This window comes from Xanthobacter sp., from assembly GCF_041911315.1.
GTDB lineage: Bacteria > Pseudomonadota > Alphaproteobacteria > Rhizobiales > Xanthobacteraceae > Xanthobacter > Xanthobacter aminoxidans.
In genome coordinates this window covers 24,151-41,701 of sequence record NZ_JAYRPE010000008.1, presented here as the reverse complement: position 1 = coordinate 41,701, position 17,551 = coordinate 24,151, and the positions used below count along the sequence as shown (strand labels likewise).

The following is a 17,551-nucleotide window of genomic DNA, read 5'->3' as shown; positions in this document are numbered from 1 at the left end:
AAGCCAGAGACACAGGGGAACGGCATCGCGATCGCGGATCGGCCCGCGCCAGCGCACGGGCTTTTTCGTCCAGTGGCACATGCGATGTAACGTTGCCGCGTTGCTTTCCAGAGCGGGGCGAGATGAACAGGCCTGCATCTTCCGGAACCGTTGGCGTATCCATCCGGAACGCCACCAAACACTACGCCGGGTTCTGCGCCCTCAACGACGTGAGTCTTGAGGTGGCGCCCGGCGAGTTCGTCTCCGTGCTTGGCCCCTCAGGGTCTGGCAAGACGACGTTGCTGGGCATTCTCGGCGGCTTCGTCCAGCCGTCCTCCGGGTCGGTCTTCCTGGGTGAGCGGGACATCACGTTCGCCCCGCCGCACAAGCGCGACATCGGCATCGTGTTCCAGAATTACGCGCTCTTCCCGCACATGACCGTCGCCGAGAACGTGACCTTTCCGCTCCGCGCCCGCCGCATGCCGAAGTCCGAATGGCCGGCGAAGCTGAAGGCGGCGCTGGAAATGACGGAGCTGGGCGGGTTCGGCGACCGCAAGATCCACGAACTGTCCGGTGGCCAGCGCCAGCGCGTCGCGCTCGCCCGGGCGATGATCTTCGAGCCGCGGCTCATCCTGATGGACGAGCCGCTTTCGGCCCTCGACAAGCAGTTGCGCGAGACCATGCAGATCGAGCTCAAGCATCTGCACCGCAAGCTTGCCGCCACCATCATCTACGTGACGCACGACCAGCGCGAGGCGCTCACCATGAGCGACCGCATCGCCATCATGAACAAGGGGCGTGTGGTCCAGGTGGATGCGCCGGAGCGGCTGCACGACCATCCGGTGGATTCCTTTGTGGCCGGCTTCATCGGCGAGGCGACGCTTTTGCCGGTGTCGCGCATCGATGACAATTCGGTGGACCTCGGCGGCACCCGCATCGTCTCGGCGCGGCCGATCCCGCACAATTTGAAGCTGTTCCTGGCCGTGCACTCCGAGAAGCTCACGGTGGTGCAGGACGGCGGAGACACCACCGCGAACATCCTCTCCGGCACGGTATCGGAAACGCTCTACCAGGGCGAGAGCGTGCGCATCTTCGTGGATCTGGACCACGGCGCCCGCCTGAGCCTGCGGGTGCCGAGCAATCACGAAAACCGCTCCCGCATGAAGGCGCCGGGCGAACGCATCGCCGTCCGGCTGCATCCCGACGACACCATCGTGGTGCCTCAGGCGCCCTGACTCCCCGCTCCCGAATTCGACATCCACAAGGAAAGCGTAAAATGCAGCTCTCTCAGTTCAAGGTCCTGACGTTCGACGTGGTCGGCACGCTCATCGACTTCGAGACGGGTGTCCTGAACGCCGTGCGCGCGCTGGGCGGCCCGAAGGCCGCGGCCGCCAGCGACGACGACATCTTCGAGCCCTACAAGCGCGGTCGCGACAAGTTCTATGGCCGCTCCTCCTTCGCCATGAAGGACGTCTATCTGTCCCTCGCCGCCGAACGGGGCTTCCAGAACGACGAAGCCACCGCCGAGGCCTTTCAGCTCGCCGTGCTGCGCTGGCCGGCCTTTGCGGATTCGGTGGAGGCGCTGCGCCGCCTGCGCAAGAACTTCCGCCTGGTCGCCATGACCAATGCCGACCGGACCGCCTTCTCGGCCTATTCGGCGACCCTTGAGAACCCCTTCCACGACAGCGTGACCTGCGACGAGACGGGCTGCGCCAAGCCGGATCCGCGCTTCTTCGCCTTCAACAAGGGGCGCCAGTCCGCACACGGCTTCCGTCAGTCGGAAATCCTGCACGTGGCGCAGAGCCAGTATCACGACATCGGCGTCGCCAAGGCCGAGGGCTACACCACCTGCTGGATCGAGCGGCGCCAGGGCCTGAAGGGCTTCGGCGGCACGCCCGACCCGAAGGCGCTGACCAAGCCCGACTTCCATTTCTCCACGCTGAAGCAGCTCGCCGATGCCGTGGATGCGGAGCTCGACACGTCCCGCGTGGCCGCCTGAGCGAGAAGGCAGAACCTCATGGTCACCCCCGCGCTCCCGACCGACATCCCCTCGCTGTGGCAGGCGACTTCGGTCGCGCGTCCCACATTTGCGAGCGCGGGCGGGGACCAGAGCTTCGACGTGGCTGTGATCGGTGGCGGCTATACCGGCCTCACCACCGCTCACTATCTGGCCAAGGCCGGCCTGTCGCCGGTGGTGCTGGAGGCCAACGGCATCGGCTGGGGCGCGAGCGGGCGCAACGGCGGCGTGGTCTCCGGCAAGTTCCGGCTCGGCTTCCGCGACATCGCCAGCCGGCATGGCATCGACACGGCCCGCCGGATGCACGATCTCGGGCTTGAGGCCATCGCGCATGTGGGCGAGATCATCGCGGAGCTTGGCATCGCGGGGGCGGACTACCAGCCCACCGGCTCGCTGCGCTGCGCCCACAATGCGCATACGCTCGAACAGCTCAGGACCGAAGCGGAGTGGCTGCGCAGCGCGCTCGGCGACACGGCGATCTCCATCCTGAGCGCAGAAGAGGTCGCGGCGGAGACGGGCTCGCATGGCTTCACCGGCGGCATGCTGAACACCCATGGCGGGATCATCCACCCGCTCAACTACGTGCTGGGCCTCGCCGCCGGTCTCAAGGCGGCGGGGATTTGCGTCTATGAGCGCTCGCCGGTCATGAGCCTGCGCCGCGAGGGGGCGGGCGTGGTGATCGAGACGCCGGCGGCGCGCATCACCGCGCGGCAGGTGGTGATCGCCACCAATTCCTATTCGGACCTGACGCCCGCCACGGCGCGTGTGCGCACCTCCATCATCCCGTTCCGTTCCGCCATGATCGCCACCGAGCCGCTCACCGGCACGCCCGGCGCCCATCTGCTGCGCACCGGGCGGAGCTATACCGAGACGCGGCGCATGATGCGCTGGTTTCGCAAGGCGGGCGATCGCCTGCTCTACGGCGGTCGCGGCGCCTTCGGCAAGACCGACCGGGAGAGCGCGTTCACCGCGCTGGAACAGGCGATGGTGCGGCAGTTCCCCGAGCTTGCTCAGGTCAAGGTGACGCACCGCTGGTCCGGCCTCGTCGCCATGACGCTGGACAGCCTCCCCCATCTCGGACGCCTCGACGACCGGGTGGTCTATAGCGTGGGCTACAACGGCACCGGCGTCGCGCTGGCCTCCGGCATCGGACGGCATGTGGCGGACCTGGTGACGGGGCGCCAGCCGGATCTCGGCCTCATCACCCGGCAGCCGCTCCACCCCATTCCATTCTATGCCCTGCGCGAGCCGGCGGTGCGGCTGGTTGCAGGGGCCTATCAATTCCTCGACGCCATCGGGAGATGACGGCGGACGAGCAGACAGCTTCCAGAAGGCAAGGGCCCGAAGCGGCCAAGAGGAGAAAAGGCATGCGCTTTTCAGTCTCGATCCCGGTGATGACCGCGGCGCTGGCCCTGTCGGTGGCGACGGCCTCCGCAGAGCAGATCACTTTCGTCTCGCAGGGCGGCGCGTATCAGGAGGCCCAGACCAAGGCCATCCTCAACCCCGCCGCCAAGCTGCTCGGCATCACCATCAACCAGGACAGCGCCCCGGATGCATGGCCGGTCCTGAAGACGCAGGCCGCCACCGGCAAGCCCATCTGGGACGTCATCGACGCGCCGACCACCATCTGCGTCCGCGGCGGCGACCAGGGCATGGTGGAGAAGCTCGACTTCTCCAAGCTTCCCAACGCGGCGTCCATGCCGGCGCAGTACAAGACGCCCTATTCGGTGGCCTACGAGTTTTATTCTTCGGTCCTCGCCTACAACAAGAAGAAGTTCGCCAGCAAGGCGCCGCAGACCTGGGCCGACTTCTGGGACGTGAAGGCCTTCCCCGGCACCCGTGCCTTGCGCAACCATCCGCAGGCGACCATGGAAGCCGCCTTGCTCGCGGACGGTGTACCGGCCGACAAGCTCTATCCGCTCGATGTGGACCGGGCCTTCAAGAAGCTGGAGCAGATCAAGCCGAACATCACGGTGTGGTGGACCTCCGGTGCCCAGTCGGCGCAGCTTCTGGCGGATGGCGAGATCGACATGGAGATGGCCTGGAACGGCCGCGTCGCCGCGGTGATGAAGGAAGGCGCTCCGGTGAGCTTCACCTTCAACCAGGGCCTGCTTCAGGAAACCTCTTTGTGCATCGTGAAGGGCGCGCCCAACCTCGAGACCGCCTACAAGTTCGTGAACGCCGCCATGACGCCTGATATCCAGGCGAACTTCCCCGCCTACATCGACTACGGCCCGGGCAACCCGGCCGCCTATGCCACCGGCAAGATCTCGCCCGAGCGCACGGCCCAGATGCCGAGCGCGCCGGAGAATGCGGCCAAGCAGGTGCTGGTGTCGCAGGCCTGGTGGGCCTCGCCCGCCGGCGAAGACGCCATCAAGCGCTGGGCGGGCTTCGTCCAGAAATAAGCCCGCGGGCCGCCGGATGGCTTCCCCTGCCCGAGGTGGGGTGAAGCGATCCCTCCCGCGCTGCCGAGTCCGCCGTGTTGCGGGCCGGCCCGACCCGCAAGCCTGCTCCAGGAGCCCGCCATGTCGGCCTCGTCAACCGATCCGTCGCTTGCCCACAAGAGGGGGGAACAGCGCCTCGTCCTGCTGCTGCTCGCACCCTCGCTTGCCGTGGTGGGATGCCTGCTGATCGTGCCGCTGTGCTGGCTGGTCTGGCAGTCGGTGCGGCAGGATGGCGCCTTCACGCTGGCGCACTATGCGCGGTTCTTCAGTGATGCCGTCTACTGGACGACCTTCCTGCAGACCTTCCGCATCGCCTTCATCGTCACCGCGGCGACCGTGCTGCTCGGCTATCCCATCGCCTATGTGGCGGCCGGCGCATCGCGGCGATGGAGCATCTTCATCCTCGCGATGGTCATCCTGCCGTTCTGGACCAGCGTGCTGGTGCGGGCCTACGCCTGGCTGATCCTGCTGCAACGGCGCGGCCTCGTGAACTCGGTGCTGACCGACTTCGGGCTGATCCAGAACCCTCTCGCGCTCGTCAACAACGAGCTGGGTACCGTGATCGCGACGGTGCACATCCTCCTGCCCTTCATGGTGCTGCCGCTCTACGCCACCATGCAGAAGATTCCGGCCGAACTCACCATGGCCGGCGCGAGCCTCGGCGGCACGCCCTTCTACGTCTTCACGCGGGTGTTCCTGCCTTTGTCGCTGCCCGGCGTCGTGGCTGGCATGGTCCTCGTCTTCGTGCTGACGCTCGGCTTCTACATCACCCCGGAACTGCTCGGCGGCGGGCGGACCTACATGGTCTCCATGCTCGTCTCGCGGAACATCGAGGTTTACAACGAGTGGGGCGCCGCCTCTTCCATCAGCATCGTGCTGCTCGCCTGCGTGTTCCTCGTCTTCCGGCTGGCGAGCCTCATCATCCCGTTCGAACGCATCATGGGGGCGCGCTGATCATGTCCCTCTCCCGCATCATCCTTTACGTGGCGGTGGGCCTCATCCTGGTCTGGCTGATGGTCCCCGTCCTCATCATCGTGCCCATGTCCTTCTCGGGCGCCCGCTTCCTTGCCTTCCCGCCGCCCTCCTGGTCGCTGCGCTGGTACGAGGCCTATCTCGAAAGCGCCGCCTGGATGCAGGCGACGCGGGTCAGCCTGATCCTCGCCGTGTCGAGCGCGATCATCGCGACCGTGCTTGGAACGGCGGCGGCCTACGCTTTGAATCTCAGCACGTCGCGCCTGGTGCGCAGCCTGCAGGTGGTGCTGCTCCTGCCCCTCGTGGTGCCGATCGTGATCACGGCCGTCGGCGTGTTTCTCGTCTATGCCAATGTGGGCCTGCTCGCGACCATGAGCGGCCTCATCCTCGCCAACGTCATGCTCGGCCTGCCGTTCGTCATCATCTCGGTGCTGACGGGCCTCAGGAAGTTCGATCCGGCGCAGGAGATGGTCTCGCGCAGTCTCGGCATGAACCGGCTGCGCACCTTCTTCATCGTGACGTTGCCGCAGATCCGCCCCAGCGTCATCTCGGGCCTGCTGTTCGCCTTCATCTCGGCGCTGGACGAGACGGTGGTCGCCATCTTCATCTCGGGCGGCGAGTACCAGACGCTCACCAAGCGCATGTTCACGGCGCTGCGCGACGAGATCGATCCGACCATCGCCGCCATCAGCACCCTTTTGACCGCGATCTCCTTCCTGATGGTGATCCTCGTCTCCCTCAGCGCACGCACCGCGCCGCGGAAGAACGCCGACGCCTGAAATCTCGCACGCCTCGCACCGCGCGGTTGCGGCCGATCCCGGCCGCGCCCGCCTCCCTTTGCCGTCTGGAACCGCGCCCATGAGCAACCTCATCGCCTTCGACCTTGCCGCCCCCGGACCCGCGCGCGAGAGCAAGCCCGTGCCCGACCGGCGGATCGCCGGTGATCCGAGCTACAAGACCTGGGAAATCGCGGCCGCCGGCCACAAGGACATCCGCACCGGCATCTGGGAAGCGACGCCCGGCGTCACGCGCTCCATCAAGGGCGAGACGTGGGAATATTGCACGATCCTCTCCGGCGTGGTCGTGTTGACGGAGGATGGCGGCGCCCCGCGCCGCTTCTGCGCCGGCGACACCTTCGTGTTGCGGCCGGGCTTCGTGGGAACCTGGGAAACGCTGGAGACCGTGCGCAAGCTGTGGGTTGCCGTTTCCTGATCCCGCCCCCTCATTCTGTCAGGTCCTGCCCATGGCACTCCTCTACATGGCCGATCCCGCCCGCGGCGAAGTCTGGCGCCGGCTGATCGGCGAAATGGCGCCTGAAATCGACGTGCGCATCTGGCCCGACATGGGAGACCCGGCCGATATCCGCTGGGTTGCCGTCTGGGACGTGCGGGTGGATCTGGCGGCGACGTTTCCGAACCTCGAAGTGGTCTTCTCCACCGGGGCCGGCGTGGATCACCTCGACCTCACCCGCATCCCGCCGGGCATTCCCGTGGTGCGCATGGTGGAGCCCGGCATCGTCGAGGGCATGGTCGAGTATGTGACCATGGCCGTGCTCGCGCTCCACCGCGACCTGCCGACCTATATCGACCAGCAGAAGCGGCACCTCTGGGCGCAGCATTATGAAACACCGGCAGCGCAACGGCGCGTCGGCATCATGGGGCTCGGCTCGCTGGGACAGGCGGCGCTCACGGGCCTCGCGCCGTTCGGCTTCCCCCTCGCCGGCTGGAGCCGCTCGCCGCGGGATATCCCGAACGTGGAGACCTTCGCCGGCGAGGCCGGGCTCGCCTCGTTCCTGGCCCGCACCGACATCCTCGTCTGCCTGCTGCCGCTCACCGCCGAGACGCGGGGCATCCTCGGTGCAAGCCTGTTCGCGCGGCTGCCGAAGGGCGCCCGGATCGTCAATGCGGGCCGCGGCGGCCATCTGGTGGCTGAGGACCTGATTGCAGCCCTCGATGCCGGCACCCTCTCGGGCGCCGTGCTCGATGTCACGGAGCCGGAGCCCCTGCCGCCGGAGCATCCGTTCTGGAGCCATCCGCGCATCCTGCTGACCCCGCACGTCGCAAGTCTCACCCGGCCGGAGACTGCCGTGGTCAGCCTGCTCGAAAACCTCCGCCGCCACGCCGCGGGCGAGCCGATGATCGGCCTCGTCGAACGCAGCCGCGGCTATTGAAAGACGTCGCCCATGTCCCTCGCCGCTGAAAACTTGCTCGCCCTCTCCGACCCGAGCCTCCTCGTCCAGGCGGCCTTCATCGGCGGGCAGTGGTGCGCTGCCGACGACGGCGCGACGCTCGCCGTGGAGGATCCCGCAACCGGCAAGGCCGTGGGCACAGTTCCGGCGTGCGGCGCGGCCGAGACGCGGCGCGCCATCGAGGCGGCGGAGACGGCGTTCCGCTCGTGGCGTTCAGTGCCGGCGGCGGAGCGCGCGCGCCTGCTGGAGCGGTGGAACGACCTCATCCTCGCGAACGCTGCCGACCTCGCGCGGATCATGACGGCGGAGCAGGGCAAGCCGCTCGCCGAGGCGGAGGGGGAAGTGCGCTACGGCGCCTCCTTCGTGAAGTGGTTCGCGGAGGAGGCGCGACGCATCTACGGCCGCACCATCCCGGCGCCCGGCGCCGACCGGCGCATCCTGATGCTGGAGCAGCCCATCGGCGTCACCGCCGCCATCACGCCCTGGAATTTTCCCATCGCGATGATCACGCGTAAATGCGCGCCGGCCCTCGCCGCCGGCTGCACCATGGTCATCAAGCCTTCGGAACTGACGCCGTTTTCCGCTCTGGCGGTGGTGAAGCTCGCGGAGCGGGCCGGCATTCCCGCCGGCGTTATCTCCGTGGTGACGGGCCTGCCGGCCGCCATCGGCGATGAACTCACCTCGAACCCTACGGTCCGCAAGATCTCGTTCACCGGTTCGACCAGGGTCGGCGCCCATCTCATGCGCGCGTCGGCGGGGACGCTGAAGAAGCTGAGCCTGGAACTGGGCGGCAACGCGCCCTTCATCGTCTTCGACGATGCCGATCTCGACCTTGCGGTGGAGGGGGCCATGGCCTCCAAATTCCGCAATGCCGGACAGACCTGCGTGTGCGCCAACCGCATCCTGGTGCAGGCCGGAATCCACGACGCCTTCGTCGCCCGCCTCGGCGCGCGGATCGCCGCGCAGAAGGTCGGGCCGGGCACGGAGCCGGGTATTGGCATCGGCCCGCTCATCAATCGGGCCGCTGCCGAAAAGGTGCACGCGCACGTGGCCGATGCGCTGGCCAAGGGCGCGCGCGTGGCTCAGCAGGCCGACACGTCCTGCGCGGAGGGAAACTTCGTCGCCCCGCTCCTCCTCACCGGCGCCACCACCGACATGCGGCTGGCCAATGAGGAGACCTTCGGCCCCGTCGCCCCGGTGTTCCGCTTCGAGACCGAGGCGGAGGCGATCGCCATCGCCAACGGGACCCCCTATGGCCTTGCCGCCTACTTCTTCACCGAGGACATGCACCGCGCCTGGCGGGTCGGAGAGGCGCTGGAGTTCGGCATGGTGGGGCTGAACACCGGTGCCATCTCCATGGAGGTGGCGCCCTTCGGCGGCGTGAAGCAATCCGGGCTCGGCCGCGAGGGCGGCTATCTCGGCATCGCCGAATATCTGGAGCCCAAGGCCTTTCACATGGGTGGGCTGCGCCTCACGGCGCCGGTCTGACCCCAATCTCACACATATCGCAGGAAACGTGACCATGGCCGCAAGACACTATCGCATCGCCGTCATCCCCGGAGACGGCATCGGCAAGGAAGTGATGCCCGAGGGCGTGCGCGTGCTGGAGAAGGCGGCGGCGCTCTATGGCTTCAGCCTCGATCTCGCCTGGCACGATTTCGCCTGCTGCGACTACTACGCCCGCCATGGCGAGATGATGCCGGCGGACTGGAAGGTGCGGGTCGGCACCTCGGACGCCATCCTGTTCGGCGCGGTGGGCTGGCCCGATACGGTGCCGGACCACGTCTCGCTCTGGGGCTCGCTGCTCCAGTTCCGGCGGGAGTTCGACCAGTATGTGAACCTGCGGCCCGTGCGGCTGATGCCGGGCGTTCCTTGCCCCCTCGTGGGCCGCAAGCCGGGCGATATCGACTTCTGGGTGGTGCGCGAGAACACGGAGGGCGAATACACCTCAATCGGCGGGCGCATGTATCCGGGCACGCCCCGCGAGCTGGTGATTCAGGAAACCGTCATGTCACGCCACGGCGTGGACCGGGTGCTGAAATTCGCGTTCGAGCTGGCCATGCGGCGGCCGAACCGGCACCTGACCTCGGCCACCAAGTCCAACGGCATCGCGATCACCATGCCCTATTGGGACGAGCGGGTGGAGGCGATGGCGGCGACCTACCCCGACGTGCGCACGGACAAGTACCATATCGACATCCTCACCGCGCAGTTCGTGCTGCATCCGGACCGGTTCGACGTGGTGGTCGCCTCCAACCTGTTCGGCGACATCCTCTCCGATCTCGGCCCCGCCTGCACCGGCACCATCGGCATCGCGCCGTCCGGCAACATCAACCCCGACCGCACCTTCCCCTCATTGTTCGAGCCGGTGCATGGGTCCGCGCCGGACATCGCCGGCAAGGGCATCGCCAATCCGGTGGGCCAGATCTGGTCCGCGGCCATGATGCTCGAGCATCTCGGGGAAATGGACGCCGCCGCTGCCATCGAACGCGCCATCGAGCGGGTGCTGGCCGAACCTGCGGGCCGCACCGCCGACATCGGCGGCACCGCCAACACGCTGAGCTGCGGAAAGGCGATCGCCGATGCCCTCGCCTGACGCCCGGCTGCGCCCCGCGATGCCCGCGAACTCCCTTCAGGTCCTCGACCGCGATCACCTCATTCATCCGGTCATGTCGTTCCGCGGCCATGAGAAGCACGGTGTCACCGTGCTGCAGTCCGCCTCCGGCATGTTCCTGCGGGATGCCTCGGGGCATGATCTGCTGGATGCCTTCGCCGGCCTGTGGTGCGTGAATGTCGGCTACGGGCAGGAGAGCATCGTGGAGGTCGCGGCGGAGCAGATGCGCCGCCTGCCCTATGCCACCGGCTATTTCGGCTTCGGCTCGGAACCTTCCATCCGTCTTGCGGCGCGCCTCGCGGAGCTGGCGCCGGAGGGGCTGGACCACGTCTATTTCACCCTCGGCGGATCGGACGCGGTGGACAGCGCGGTCCGCTACATCACGCATTACTTCAACTCCACCGGACGGCCGGCGAAAAAGCACTTCATCTCGCTGGAGCGGGGCTATCACGGCTCGTCTTCCACCGGGGCGGGCCTCACCGCGCTGCCGGCATTCCACGCCCATTTCGATGTGCCGACGCCGCGCCAGCACACGATCGCCTCGCCCTATCCCTACCGCAACCCGGTGGGTGGCGACCCCGCAGCGGTGATCGCCGCTTCCGTCGCCGCATTGGAGGCGAAGGTCGCCGAACTCGGGGCCGACAACGTGGCCGCCTTCTTCTGCGAGCCCGTGCAGGGCTCGGGCGGCGTGATCGTGCCGCCGCCCGGCTGGCTGAAGGCCATGCGGGAGGCCTGCACGCGCCTCGACATCCTGTTCGTGGCCGACGAGGTCATCACCGGCTTCGGCCGCACGGGGCCGTTCTTCGCCTGCCACGCGGAGGCGGTGTCGCCGGACCTGATGACCGTCGCCAAGGGCCTGACGGCCGGCTACGTGCCCATGGGCGCGGTTCTTATGTCGGACCGGATCTATCAGGCCATCGCCGACGGCCTGTCCCCCGAGGCGCCCATCGGGCATGGCTTCACCTATTCCGGCCACCCGGTTAGCGCGGCGGTGGGGCTGGAGGTGCTGCGCCTCTATACGGAGGGGGGAATCCTCGCCAATGGAGAGGCGCGCGGGCCGGCCTTAACGGCGGGGCTCGACGGCCTGCGCGACCATCCGCTGGTGGGAGACGCGCGCGCACGCGGGCTGCTCGGCGCGCTGGAACTCGTGCGCGACAAGGCGGCGAAGACGCGCTTCGATCCCGCCACGGAGCTGCCGCGCCGCCTGTTCGAGGCCGGCTACCGCAACGGCCTCATCTTCCGTGCCTTCGCCGATGGCACCATCGGCCTCGCGCCCGCGCTGACCTGCACCGCCGAGGAAATGGACCTGCTTCTGTCGCGCCTCAGGCGAACCCTGGACGACGTGCTGGACGAAGCCGAAGTCCGGGCCGCACTCGCCTAGCCGGGCGCCCACAGGGGCGACATCCTCGCGCTGTCGCTCCTTCGCTGTCTCTGAACCCGGTCTCGCCCGCCCTCCGATAGCCGGGCAGGGCGCGCCGGCTGAGCGGGAGGGCGCGGCCGAGCTGAAAGGAGGGGCGCGATGGCTATCGCTGTCCCCAGGCCCATCCCGAGATGCGCCAGCCATCCGCACCTTTCCGGAGTGCCAGGGTCCACACGGAATTGGCCTCGGTGACCTTCTCCTTGCCTTCCGTATACTTGTACGTTGCCGGCATCACGACATAGGCGACGTCGCCGGTGACGCTGACGCGCCATGGCTTGTCGACGGTCACCGCACGCGGGGTGATGCCCGCCTTCGCATCGAATGCCGCAAAGGCGGTCAGCCAGTCCATGCACGCCGTGGGGCCTTGCCACACATGGGGCGGGAAATCATCGATGATGATGGTCTGCGGCGCGCACAGCTTGACGAACTTCTCCGCCGCGCCCTGGTTCATGTCGGCGAGATATTGATTCACGACCGTCATGACCTCGCTGTCATCCGGCTCGGCAGCGCGGGCCGCAATGCAGGGGGTCAATGCCATAGCCATTGCGATCGCCAATGTCGTCTTACGCATTTCATCCCTCCTTGCCGCATCAGGTCTTTTGTGTCGGCCGCGCTCCGCGAGGTGGGCATCTGCAAGGCGGATGACGCGCGGGAGCCGGCCGGGTCACAACGGGCCATGCTCCCTCTCCGCCGGCAGACGCGGACAGGGAAAGCCGACGGTGCAAGCCGGCTTCCCGGCCCCCAACCGCCGGTTCGACGCGCACGCTAGGCGCGGCTCCCGGACGAGGCAACTTGGTCTTGGCCATGAGGCGCCGGAATTCGGCCTCCGGCCACGCGATGATGGCGCGTGCGGTCTAAGTCACCCGGCGCTTGGCGAGTTTGCGGGCCAGCGTGCGGCGGTGCATGCCGAGGCGGCGGGCGGTTTCGGAGACGTTGAAGTCGGTTTCCGCCAGGGTCTCGTGGATGCGCTCCCATTCCAGCGTCTTGATGGAGCTTGGCCGCACGCCGAGGGGCACGTCCGGATTGCCGTCCTGCCGCGCGAACGCGGCCTCGATGTCGTCGGCGTTGGACGGTTTCGCGAGGTAGTGGCAGGCGCCGAGCTTGATCGCCTCGACCGCGGTCGCGATGCTGGCGAAGCCCGTCAGCACCACGATCTTCATGTCGGGATCGAAGGTGCGCAGCTGCTGGATGCATTCGAGGCCGGAGGCGTCGAACAGCTTCAAGTCCACCACGGCGCGGCCGGGGTGGAAGCTGGCGAGCACCTCGGGAAGGTCGCCGATGCGCCCGCACTGCCGCACGCTGTAGCCCCGGCGCTCGAACGAACGCTGGAGGGCCCGGGCGAAGGTGGCGTCGTCCTCGACCAGAAGGAGGTCCCGTTCACGCGACATCGGCATAGTCCACGGCGAGCGCCTCCAGCGGCAGGCGGAGCTCGACGAAGGCGCCGCCGCCCGCAAGGTTGCCGGCCTCGATATCCCCGCCCAGCTTGCGCAGCACATTGATGGTGAGGAACAGGCCCAGCCCGCGCCCCGCCTCGCCCTTGCTGGACTGGAACGGCCGGCCGAGCTGCGTGAGCGCATCGGGAGCAAAGCCCGGACCCTGGTCGGTGACGCGGATCACAAGGTCTTCCCCCTCTTCCGCGGCCCGGACGCTGATGCCGCCGGGCGAAGCTTCCAGCGCATTGTCGAGCACGTTGAACAGGGCCTGCTGGATCACGCCGTCCCCGGTGATCGCGGCCCCCTTCGAGGTCGCATTGGCGTAGTCGAGGGCGCTGGGGCGGCGGCTCTGCACCCAGCTTTCCACCATCTCGTCCAGGAAGTCCGACAGCGGGCTGCGCTGGGCCTCCTCGGCCCGCGCTTCGCCCGCGACCATGAGGATGTGCGAGACGATGGACTTGCAGCGGCCGATCTCCGTCTGCATCTCCGCCAGTTCCTCGGCGAAGGCCGGATCGTCGCGAAAGCGCGGCATGTGCTGCCAGTCGTTCAGGATGACCGAGAGCGTCGCCAGCGGCGTGCCAAGCTCATGGGCGGCGCCCGAGGCAAGGAGGCCGATGCGCACGATGTGCTCCTCCTCCGCCGCGCGCCGCCGGGCTTCGGCGAGGTGAGCGTCTCGCCGGCGCAGATTGGAGGTGATGCGGGTCACGAACACCACCGCGAGCACCGAGGCGAGGATGAAGCACAGGAACATGCCCTGCACATGGAGGTCGAAGAAGGTGCGCTCGGCGTGATGGTGCCCGCCCACATGGTTGCCGAAGTCGATGGGCCGATAGAAGTGGGTGAGCCAGATGAAGGACAGGCTGGTGACGAGCACGATGACCCAGGCCATGGCCGGCGCGAGCAGCACCGCGCCGAGGATCACCTGCAGCAGGAACAGCGAGATGAAGGGATTGGTGGCGCCGCCGCTCAGATAGAGCTGGAGGGTCAGCGCCGCCACGTCGAGCAGCAGCTCGATGCAGAGTTCCGTCTGCGTCACCTCCACCGCGCTGAGCGCCCGGTGAAGGCTGACGAGATTGAGGCCGACGAGGAAGAGGACCACCAGTCCCATCTCGGCCAGCGGCAGGGAGATGCCCAGCCACAGATGCACGAAGGCGATGGCCGCGATCTGCCCCGCCACCGCCAGCCAGCGCAGCGATATGAGCAGTCGCAGATTGTCGCGCGTGGCGTCGCTCTCGATGGCAGTCACGCTCATGCCGACGTCACTCCCCGGTTGCGGCAGCTGGACCGCGACCACTATCGCCCCGTCGGCACGCGAGGCAACGCGACCTTTCCGCCTCCTGGGAAGTCCGTACCCCGCGCGCCGGGATCATTTCACCGCCGCCGCCGTGGCGGACGCGGCCTGCCGGCGCGCCTCCTCGGCCTTGCGCGCATAGTCCAGCGTCTTGGCGCGGACCATCTCGCGATGCTCGCTCACCGCCGCCTCGCGATAGAGGTGCCGCCCGGCGCCCATCAGCACCACCACCACCAGCATCAGCGAGGCGGCGAGGCCGAACATGCGGCCGATGGCGCCGTCCGGCCCGCGGATCTCGCGGATCATCACCACGCACAGCGCCAGCGACACGAGGATGGAGAGGCCGAACAGGCCGAAGGCGCCGGCCTGCGAGCCGCTGGTGTGCGGCAGGGTGAAGAGGGCCACGGGGCCGACGAGGAACTGCGCCATGGTCGGCCAGAACGCCCAGCGATAGCCGAGGCGGATCAGCTCGGCCCGGCTGAAGCCGGTGTCGGCGATCTCCGCGTCGCTCCGCCGGCGGAACAGCCACACGAGGAAAAGCCCCACCATGGCCGGGCAGGCGAGCACGAAATGGGCGTAGCGCGGCAGCACGTTGGGCAAGGCGAGGGCGGAGAGGAAGCCGTGCACCGTTCCCCATTTCTCGGGAAACAGCATCAGGTTGATGTTGGTGAGGAAGATCAGCGGGATGAACAGGAAGAGCAGGCACGCCACACCGGAAATGGCGAGGTGCAGGGCCTTCATCCGCTCCGTGCGGTGCCAGAGATATTTGTGGATGTAGGTGAGCACGAAGGCGATCACCACCAGCGGGATGATGGACACCCACAGCGCGCCGGTGAGCGCATTCGCGGTGTAGAAATAGACCGTATAGAGGGTGTTGATCGCCAGCAGCGGCCCCACCCCCAGCACGACCGCGATGCTCTTGTTGGCCGTGATGGTGGAGGCGATCTCATAGGCGAGGCGGTCGTAGCGCTTCTGCTTCAGCCCGCGCGCTTCATAGATGAAGGACAGCAATGCCCCGCCCACCATGAAGTTCACGAAGGCGATGTGCATGAGGAAGAAGACGATCAGCACCGCCACCAGCACCGGCTCCGGCGCCGGCATGGGCAAGGGAATGTCGTGGGGGACCGGGATGTCGTGGGGAACAGGAATATTGGGATTCATCGCGTGCTGGTCTCCCGCGTGAGGGGCGTTGCGGAGGCCTGGGTGAGGGGTGGGGCGCCGGTGAGGGCGGCGCGCAGCGTCGGCGTGATGACGACGACGCCCGCCTGCTGCGCGCCGGGGATGGGCGCGCTGTTGTGCTGGAGGTGCTCGAGATAGGCGCCCATCAGCTCCAGCTCCCGCGCATTGCCGGGGAAGGGCGGCATGAAGGGCTGGGCCTCGTGCATGTTCTCGATGTAGCCGGCGGTGAGTTCGCTCTTCCACGGCTGGTCGCCGAACATGCGCTGGAGATGGCCGGTGACGGAATTCACGCCGTGCCCGGTGTGGCAGCGCGAGCAGGTGTTCATGAACACGTCCTTGCCCGCCTGGATGCGCGTCAGCAGTGCCGCGCGTTCAGGCGTGGCCAGCCCCTCGGGCAGGCCGGCTTTCTCGGCGTCCGTCAGCGGGTTGGAATAGGTGGCATAGGCGAGCACGCCGTCGCGCTGGAGCAGGGCGTAGTCGTCCACCCTGAAGCCGTTGGCATACATGTAGCTGCCGATGACATAGGGCTTGCGGACGAATTCGCGTACCCGCTCGAAGTGTCCGGTCATCCACAGGATGGCGACGAACGGCACGATCAGGACAACACGCGGCAGGAGCTGCGGCCTGGTGATCGCCCATTGCACCACCGCGAGGATGGCGACCACGGTGACCACCGCGATCTCCAGAAACTTCTGCTGCCACTCGGCGAATTGCAGGCTGGCCAGCGCCACGCCGAAATTCTCGCGCATGGCCTCTGGCACGACCGCGTAGTACCAGAGCCCGCCGGCCAGAACGAGCGGCGCCGCCACCAGCGTCCAGACCGCGATGGCCCGGAGCGCCGTCGCCCGGAAGGGATCGTCGCGCTTCACGAAGAAGGGCACGAGGAACATGGCGATGACCCCCGCCATGGCGGCCGCGAGCGGCGTGCGGAAGGCGAGCTGCGGCAAATAGACGGGATTGGTGAACCCGCTCCACAAGGTGTGCTGGGAGAGCCAGTTCCCCGGGTCCATCATGAAGCCGAGGATGGAGACGATGATGGCCATCGTCACCCACGAGAAGAAGGCCAGCGCGAAGCCGAGGCGGATGTGGCGCACCTTGGCGGCACCCGTCGTCCATTTCTTCCAGGTGAGCGTATAGGCGAGGATCAGGCAGACCTCGGTGATGAACACCAGCCATTCCACGAACCACGCCCAGAAGAAGACGCGGATGAGGCTGGCGATGGAATAGGGGTTCACCAGCGACACCGACAGCCAGATGCCGACGCCGGTCAGCGCGCCGACCGTGGTGGTGATGAGGAAGGCGAAGAACAGGATGCGGTAGGCGAGCTTGTCCCAGCGCGCGTCGCCGCACTTGTGCCCATACCATTCCATGGCCGCGACAAGCGGCATGAGGCCCACCGCGAGGCCGTGGTTGATGAGGACGTGCAGGATGGCGATGGTGGCGATGAGGCCGCGATTGCCGAGGATGTCGAGGTGGAAGACCGGAAAATCCATCACGCCCTCGCAGCTTCGGGCGCGCCATCGCTCGCGCCCAGTGCCAGCAGCGCGAATTCGATGGTGAACAGCACGAGGCCCATCGTGTGGGCGAAGCTGCCGGGGGCATGGCCGACCACGAGGATGATGGCGAGCGCGGCGAGCGCGGCGGCGATGGCCGGCGGCGCGAGCATCACGGCGAGATCGTAGGGGTGCAGGGTCAGCGGGTTGCCGTCCATGCGCCGCAGGGACCGGACCAGGATCGCGGTCGCGCACAGGAGAACGGCGGCGCCGCCGACGAAGCGGAACAGGTCGGCAGAGCCGAGCAGGATCAGGATGGCGGTGAGCAGCAGGGCATTCACCACCGTGAGCCGGTCGGGCCGGGCGGCAAGCCAGGCCCCCAGCCTGGAAAGAGCATGGGCGATCATCATGGGTCCGTCGTGCTGTGTTCGCGGATGGCCCCACTATGGTGAGGCCGCGGCAAGGCACGATTGGACAAACGGTCCAAGCCGACGAAGCTTCGATGGGCTCCGGGCAAGTGG

At 67.6% G+C, this 17,551-nt stretch carries 17 protein-coding genes; 11 read left to right on the top strand and 6 right to left on the bottom strand.

What is annotated here, in order from left to right; translation table 11 throughout:
* Positions 1 to 122: 122 nt before the first annotated feature.
* The 11 genes from ACE3QW_RS03610 (at position 123) to ACE3QW_RS03560 (ending at position 11,595) form a co-directional block, all read left to right on the top strand.
* Positions 123 to 1,214, top strand: coding sequence for an ABC transporter ATP-binding protein (locus ACE3QW_RS03610; protein ID WP_374250467.1), 1,092 nt, complete (start codon positions 123 to 125; stop codon positions 1,212 to 1,214).
* A gap of 41 nt (positions 1,215 to 1,255) precedes the next feature.
* The gene (locus ACE3QW_RS03605) at positions 1,256 to 1,978 is read left to right on the top strand and encodes an HAD-IA family hydrolase (protein WP_374250466.1); all 723 of its coding nucleotides are present in this window, start codon (positions 1,256 to 1,258) and stop codon (positions 1,976 to 1,978) included.
* A gap of 18 nt (positions 1,979 to 1,996) precedes the next feature.
* Positions 1,997 to 3,301 (top strand): NAD(P)/FAD-dependent oxidoreductase, encoded by a 1,305-nt coding sequence (locus ACE3QW_RS03600; RefSeq protein ID WP_374250465.1) that lies wholly within the window; start codon positions 1,997 to 1,999, stop codon positions 3,299 to 3,301.
* A gap of 62 nt (positions 3,302 to 3,363) precedes the next feature.
* On the top strand, positions 3,364 to 4,401 hold the full coding sequence (locus tag ACE3QW_RS03595) for an ABC transporter substrate-binding protein (RefSeq protein ID WP_250164928.1): 1,038 nt from the start codon (positions 3,364 to 3,366) through the stop codon (positions 4,399 to 4,401).
* A gap of 120 nt (positions 4,402 to 4,521) precedes the next feature.
* Positions 4,522 to 5,394 carry an ABC transporter permease gene (locus ACE3QW_RS03590; protein ID WP_024276994.1) on the top strand — a complete coding sequence of 291 codons (873 nt, stop codon included), beginning with the start codon at positions 4,522 to 4,524 and terminating at the stop codon, positions 5,392 to 5,394.
* Positions 5,395 to 5,396: 2 nt separating this feature from the next.
* Positions 5,397 to 6,191 (top strand): ABC transporter permease, encoded by a 795-nt coding sequence (locus tag ACE3QW_RS03585; protein WP_024276995.1) that lies wholly within the window; start codon positions 5,397 to 5,399, stop codon positions 6,189 to 6,191.
* A 79-nt stretch (positions 6,192 to 6,270) separates the two neighbouring features.
* The gene (locus tag ACE3QW_RS03580; RefSeq protein WP_374250463.1) at positions 6,271 to 6,624 is read left to right on the top strand and encodes a cupin domain-containing protein; all 354 of its coding nucleotides are present in this window, start codon (positions 6,271 to 6,273) and stop codon (positions 6,622 to 6,624) included.
* A 31-nt stretch (positions 6,625 to 6,655) separates the two neighbouring features.
* Positions 6,656 to 7,582, top strand: a complete 927-nt coding sequence (locus ACE3QW_RS03575) for a 2-hydroxyacid dehydrogenase (RefSeq protein WP_374250462.1) — start codon at positions 6,656 to 6,658, stop codon at positions 7,580 to 7,582.
* A gap of 12 nt (positions 7,583 to 7,594) precedes the next feature.
* Positions 7,595 to 9,088 carry an NAD-dependent succinate-semialdehyde dehydrogenase gene (locus ACE3QW_RS03570; RefSeq protein ID WP_374250461.1) on the top strand — a complete coding sequence of 498 codons (1,494 nt, stop codon included), beginning with the start codon at positions 7,595 to 7,597 and terminating at the stop codon, positions 9,086 to 9,088.
* 34 nt (positions 9,089 to 9,122) lie between these two features.
* The gene (locus tag ACE3QW_RS03565) at positions 9,123 to 10,196 is read left to right on the top strand and encodes a tartrate dehydrogenase (protein WP_374250460.1); all 1,074 of its coding nucleotides are present in this window, start codon (positions 9,123 to 9,125) and stop codon (positions 10,194 to 10,196) included.
* Between the two features lie 19 nt (positions 10,197 to 10,215).
* Positions 10,216 to 11,595 (top strand): aminotransferase class III-fold pyridoxal phosphate-dependent enzyme, encoded by a 1,380-nt coding sequence (locus ACE3QW_RS03560; RefSeq protein ID WP_374250484.1) that lies wholly within the window; start codon positions 10,216 to 10,218, stop codon positions 11,593 to 11,595.
* Positions 11,596 to 11,737: 142 nt separating this feature from the next.
* Here the strand turns inward: ACE3QW_RS03560 and ACE3QW_RS03555 are convergent, their stop codons facing one another.
* From ACE3QW_RS03555 to ACE3QW_RS03530, 6 genes are all read right to left on the bottom strand, one after another.
* Entirely contained in the window at positions 11,738 to 12,205 is a 468-nt protein-coding gene (locus ACE3QW_RS03555; protein ID WP_374250459.1) for a nuclear transport factor 2 family protein, read from the bottom strand.
* 283 nt (positions 12,206 to 12,488) lie between these two features.
* Positions 12,489 to 13,022: a response regulator transcription factor gene (locus ACE3QW_RS03550; protein ID WP_250164934.1), complete on the bottom strand. Its 534-nt coding sequence runs from the start codon at positions 13,020 to 13,022 to the stop codon at positions 12,489 to 12,491.
* Positions 13,012 to 14,319: an ATP-binding protein gene (locus ACE3QW_RS03545; RefSeq protein ID WP_250164935.1), complete on the bottom strand. Its 1,308-nt coding sequence runs from the start codon at positions 14,317 to 14,319 to the stop codon at positions 13,012 to 13,014. Before ACE3QW_RS03545 ends, ACE3QW_RS03550 begins: the two co-directional genes overlap by 11 nt.
* Positions 14,320 to 14,433: 114 nt before the next feature.
* The gene (locus ACE3QW_RS03540) at positions 14,434 to 15,519 is read right to left on the bottom strand and encodes a hypothetical protein (protein ID WP_374250458.1); all 1,086 of its coding nucleotides are present in this window, start codon (positions 15,517 to 15,519) and stop codon (positions 14,434 to 14,436) included.
* Entirely contained in the window at positions 15,516 to 17,030 is a 1,515-nt protein-coding gene (locus ACE3QW_RS03535; protein WP_374250457.1) for a cytochrome c, read from the bottom strand. The genes ACE3QW_RS03540 and ACE3QW_RS03535 overlap by 4 nt, the downstream gene beginning before the upstream one ends.
* Positions 17,030 to 17,440, bottom strand: coding sequence for a hypothetical protein (locus tag ACE3QW_RS03530; RefSeq protein WP_374250456.1), 411 nt, complete (start codon positions 17,438 to 17,440; stop codon positions 17,030 to 17,032). The genes ACE3QW_RS03535 and ACE3QW_RS03530 overlap by 1 nt, the downstream gene beginning before the upstream one ends.
* Positions 17,441 to 17,551 lie beyond the last annotated feature (111 nt).

What these genes read in the sequence shown, in the direction of transcription:
- ACE3QW_RS03555 (WP_374250459.1), bottom strand. Translation starts at nt 12,205, where the DNA reads ATGCGTAAGACGACATTGGCGATCGCAATGGCTATGGCATTGACCCCC.
- ACE3QW_RS03580 (WP_374250463.1), top strand. Translation starts at nt 6,271, where the DNA reads ATGAGCAACCTCATCGCCTTCGACCTTGCCGCCCCCGGACCCGCGCGC.
- ACE3QW_RS03595 (WP_250164928.1), top strand. Translation starts at nt 3,364, where the DNA reads ATGCGCTTTTCAGTCTCGATCCCGGTGATGACCGCGGCGCTGGCCCTG.
- ACE3QW_RS03610 (WP_374250467.1), top strand. Translation starts at nt 123, where the DNA reads ATGAACAGGCCTGCATCTTCCGGAACCGTTGGCGTATCCATCCGGAAC.
- ACE3QW_RS03575 (WP_374250462.1), top strand. Translation starts at nt 6,656, where the DNA reads ATGGCACTCCTCTACATGGCCGATCCCGCCCGCGGCGAAGTCTGGCGC.
- ACE3QW_RS03545 (WP_250164935.1), bottom strand. Translation starts at nt 14,319, where the DNA reads ATGAGCGTGACTGCCATCGAGAGCGACGCCACGCGCGACAATCTGCGA.
- ACE3QW_RS03530 (WP_374250456.1), bottom strand. Translation starts at nt 17,440, where the DNA reads ATGATGATCGCCCATGCTCTTTCCAGGCTGGGGGCCTGGCTTGCCGCC.
- ACE3QW_RS03540 (WP_374250458.1), bottom strand. Translation starts at nt 15,519, where the DNA reads ATGAATCCCAATATTCCTGTTCCCCACGACATCCCGGTCCCCCACGAC.
- ACE3QW_RS03600 (WP_374250465.1), top strand. Translation starts at nt 1,997, where the DNA reads ATGGTCACCCCCGCGCTCCCGACCGACATCCCCTCGCTGTGGCAGGCG.
- ACE3QW_RS03550 (WP_250164934.1), bottom strand. Translation starts at nt 13,022, where the DNA reads ATGTCGCGTGAACGGGACCTCCTTCTGGTCGAGGACGACGCCACCTTC.
- ACE3QW_RS03590 (WP_024276994.1), top strand. Translation starts at nt 4,522, where the DNA reads ATGTCGGCCTCGTCAACCGATCCGTCGCTTGCCCACAAGAGGGGGGAA.
- ACE3QW_RS03570 (WP_374250461.1), top strand. Translation starts at nt 7,595, where the DNA reads ATGTCCCTCGCCGCTGAAAACTTGCTCGCCCTCTCCGACCCGAGCCTC.
- ACE3QW_RS03535 (WP_374250457.1), bottom strand. Translation starts at nt 17,030, where the DNA reads ATGGATTTTCCGGTCTTCCACCTCGACATCCTCGGCAATCGCGGCCTC.
- ACE3QW_RS03585 (WP_024276995.1), top strand. Translation starts at nt 5,397, where the DNA reads ATGTCCCTCTCCCGCATCATCCTTTACGTGGCGGTGGGCCTCATCCTG.
- ACE3QW_RS03565 (WP_374250460.1), top strand. Translation starts at nt 9,123, where the DNA reads ATGGCCGCAAGACACTATCGCATCGCCGTCATCCCCGGAGACGGCATC.
- ACE3QW_RS03560 (WP_374250484.1), top strand. Translation starts at nt 10,216, where the DNA reads ATGCCCGCGAACTCCCTTCAGGTCCTCGACCGCGATCACCTCATTCAT.
- ACE3QW_RS03605 (WP_374250466.1), top strand. Translation starts at nt 1,256, where the DNA reads ATGCAGCTCTCTCAGTTCAAGGTCCTGACGTTCGACGTGGTCGGCACG.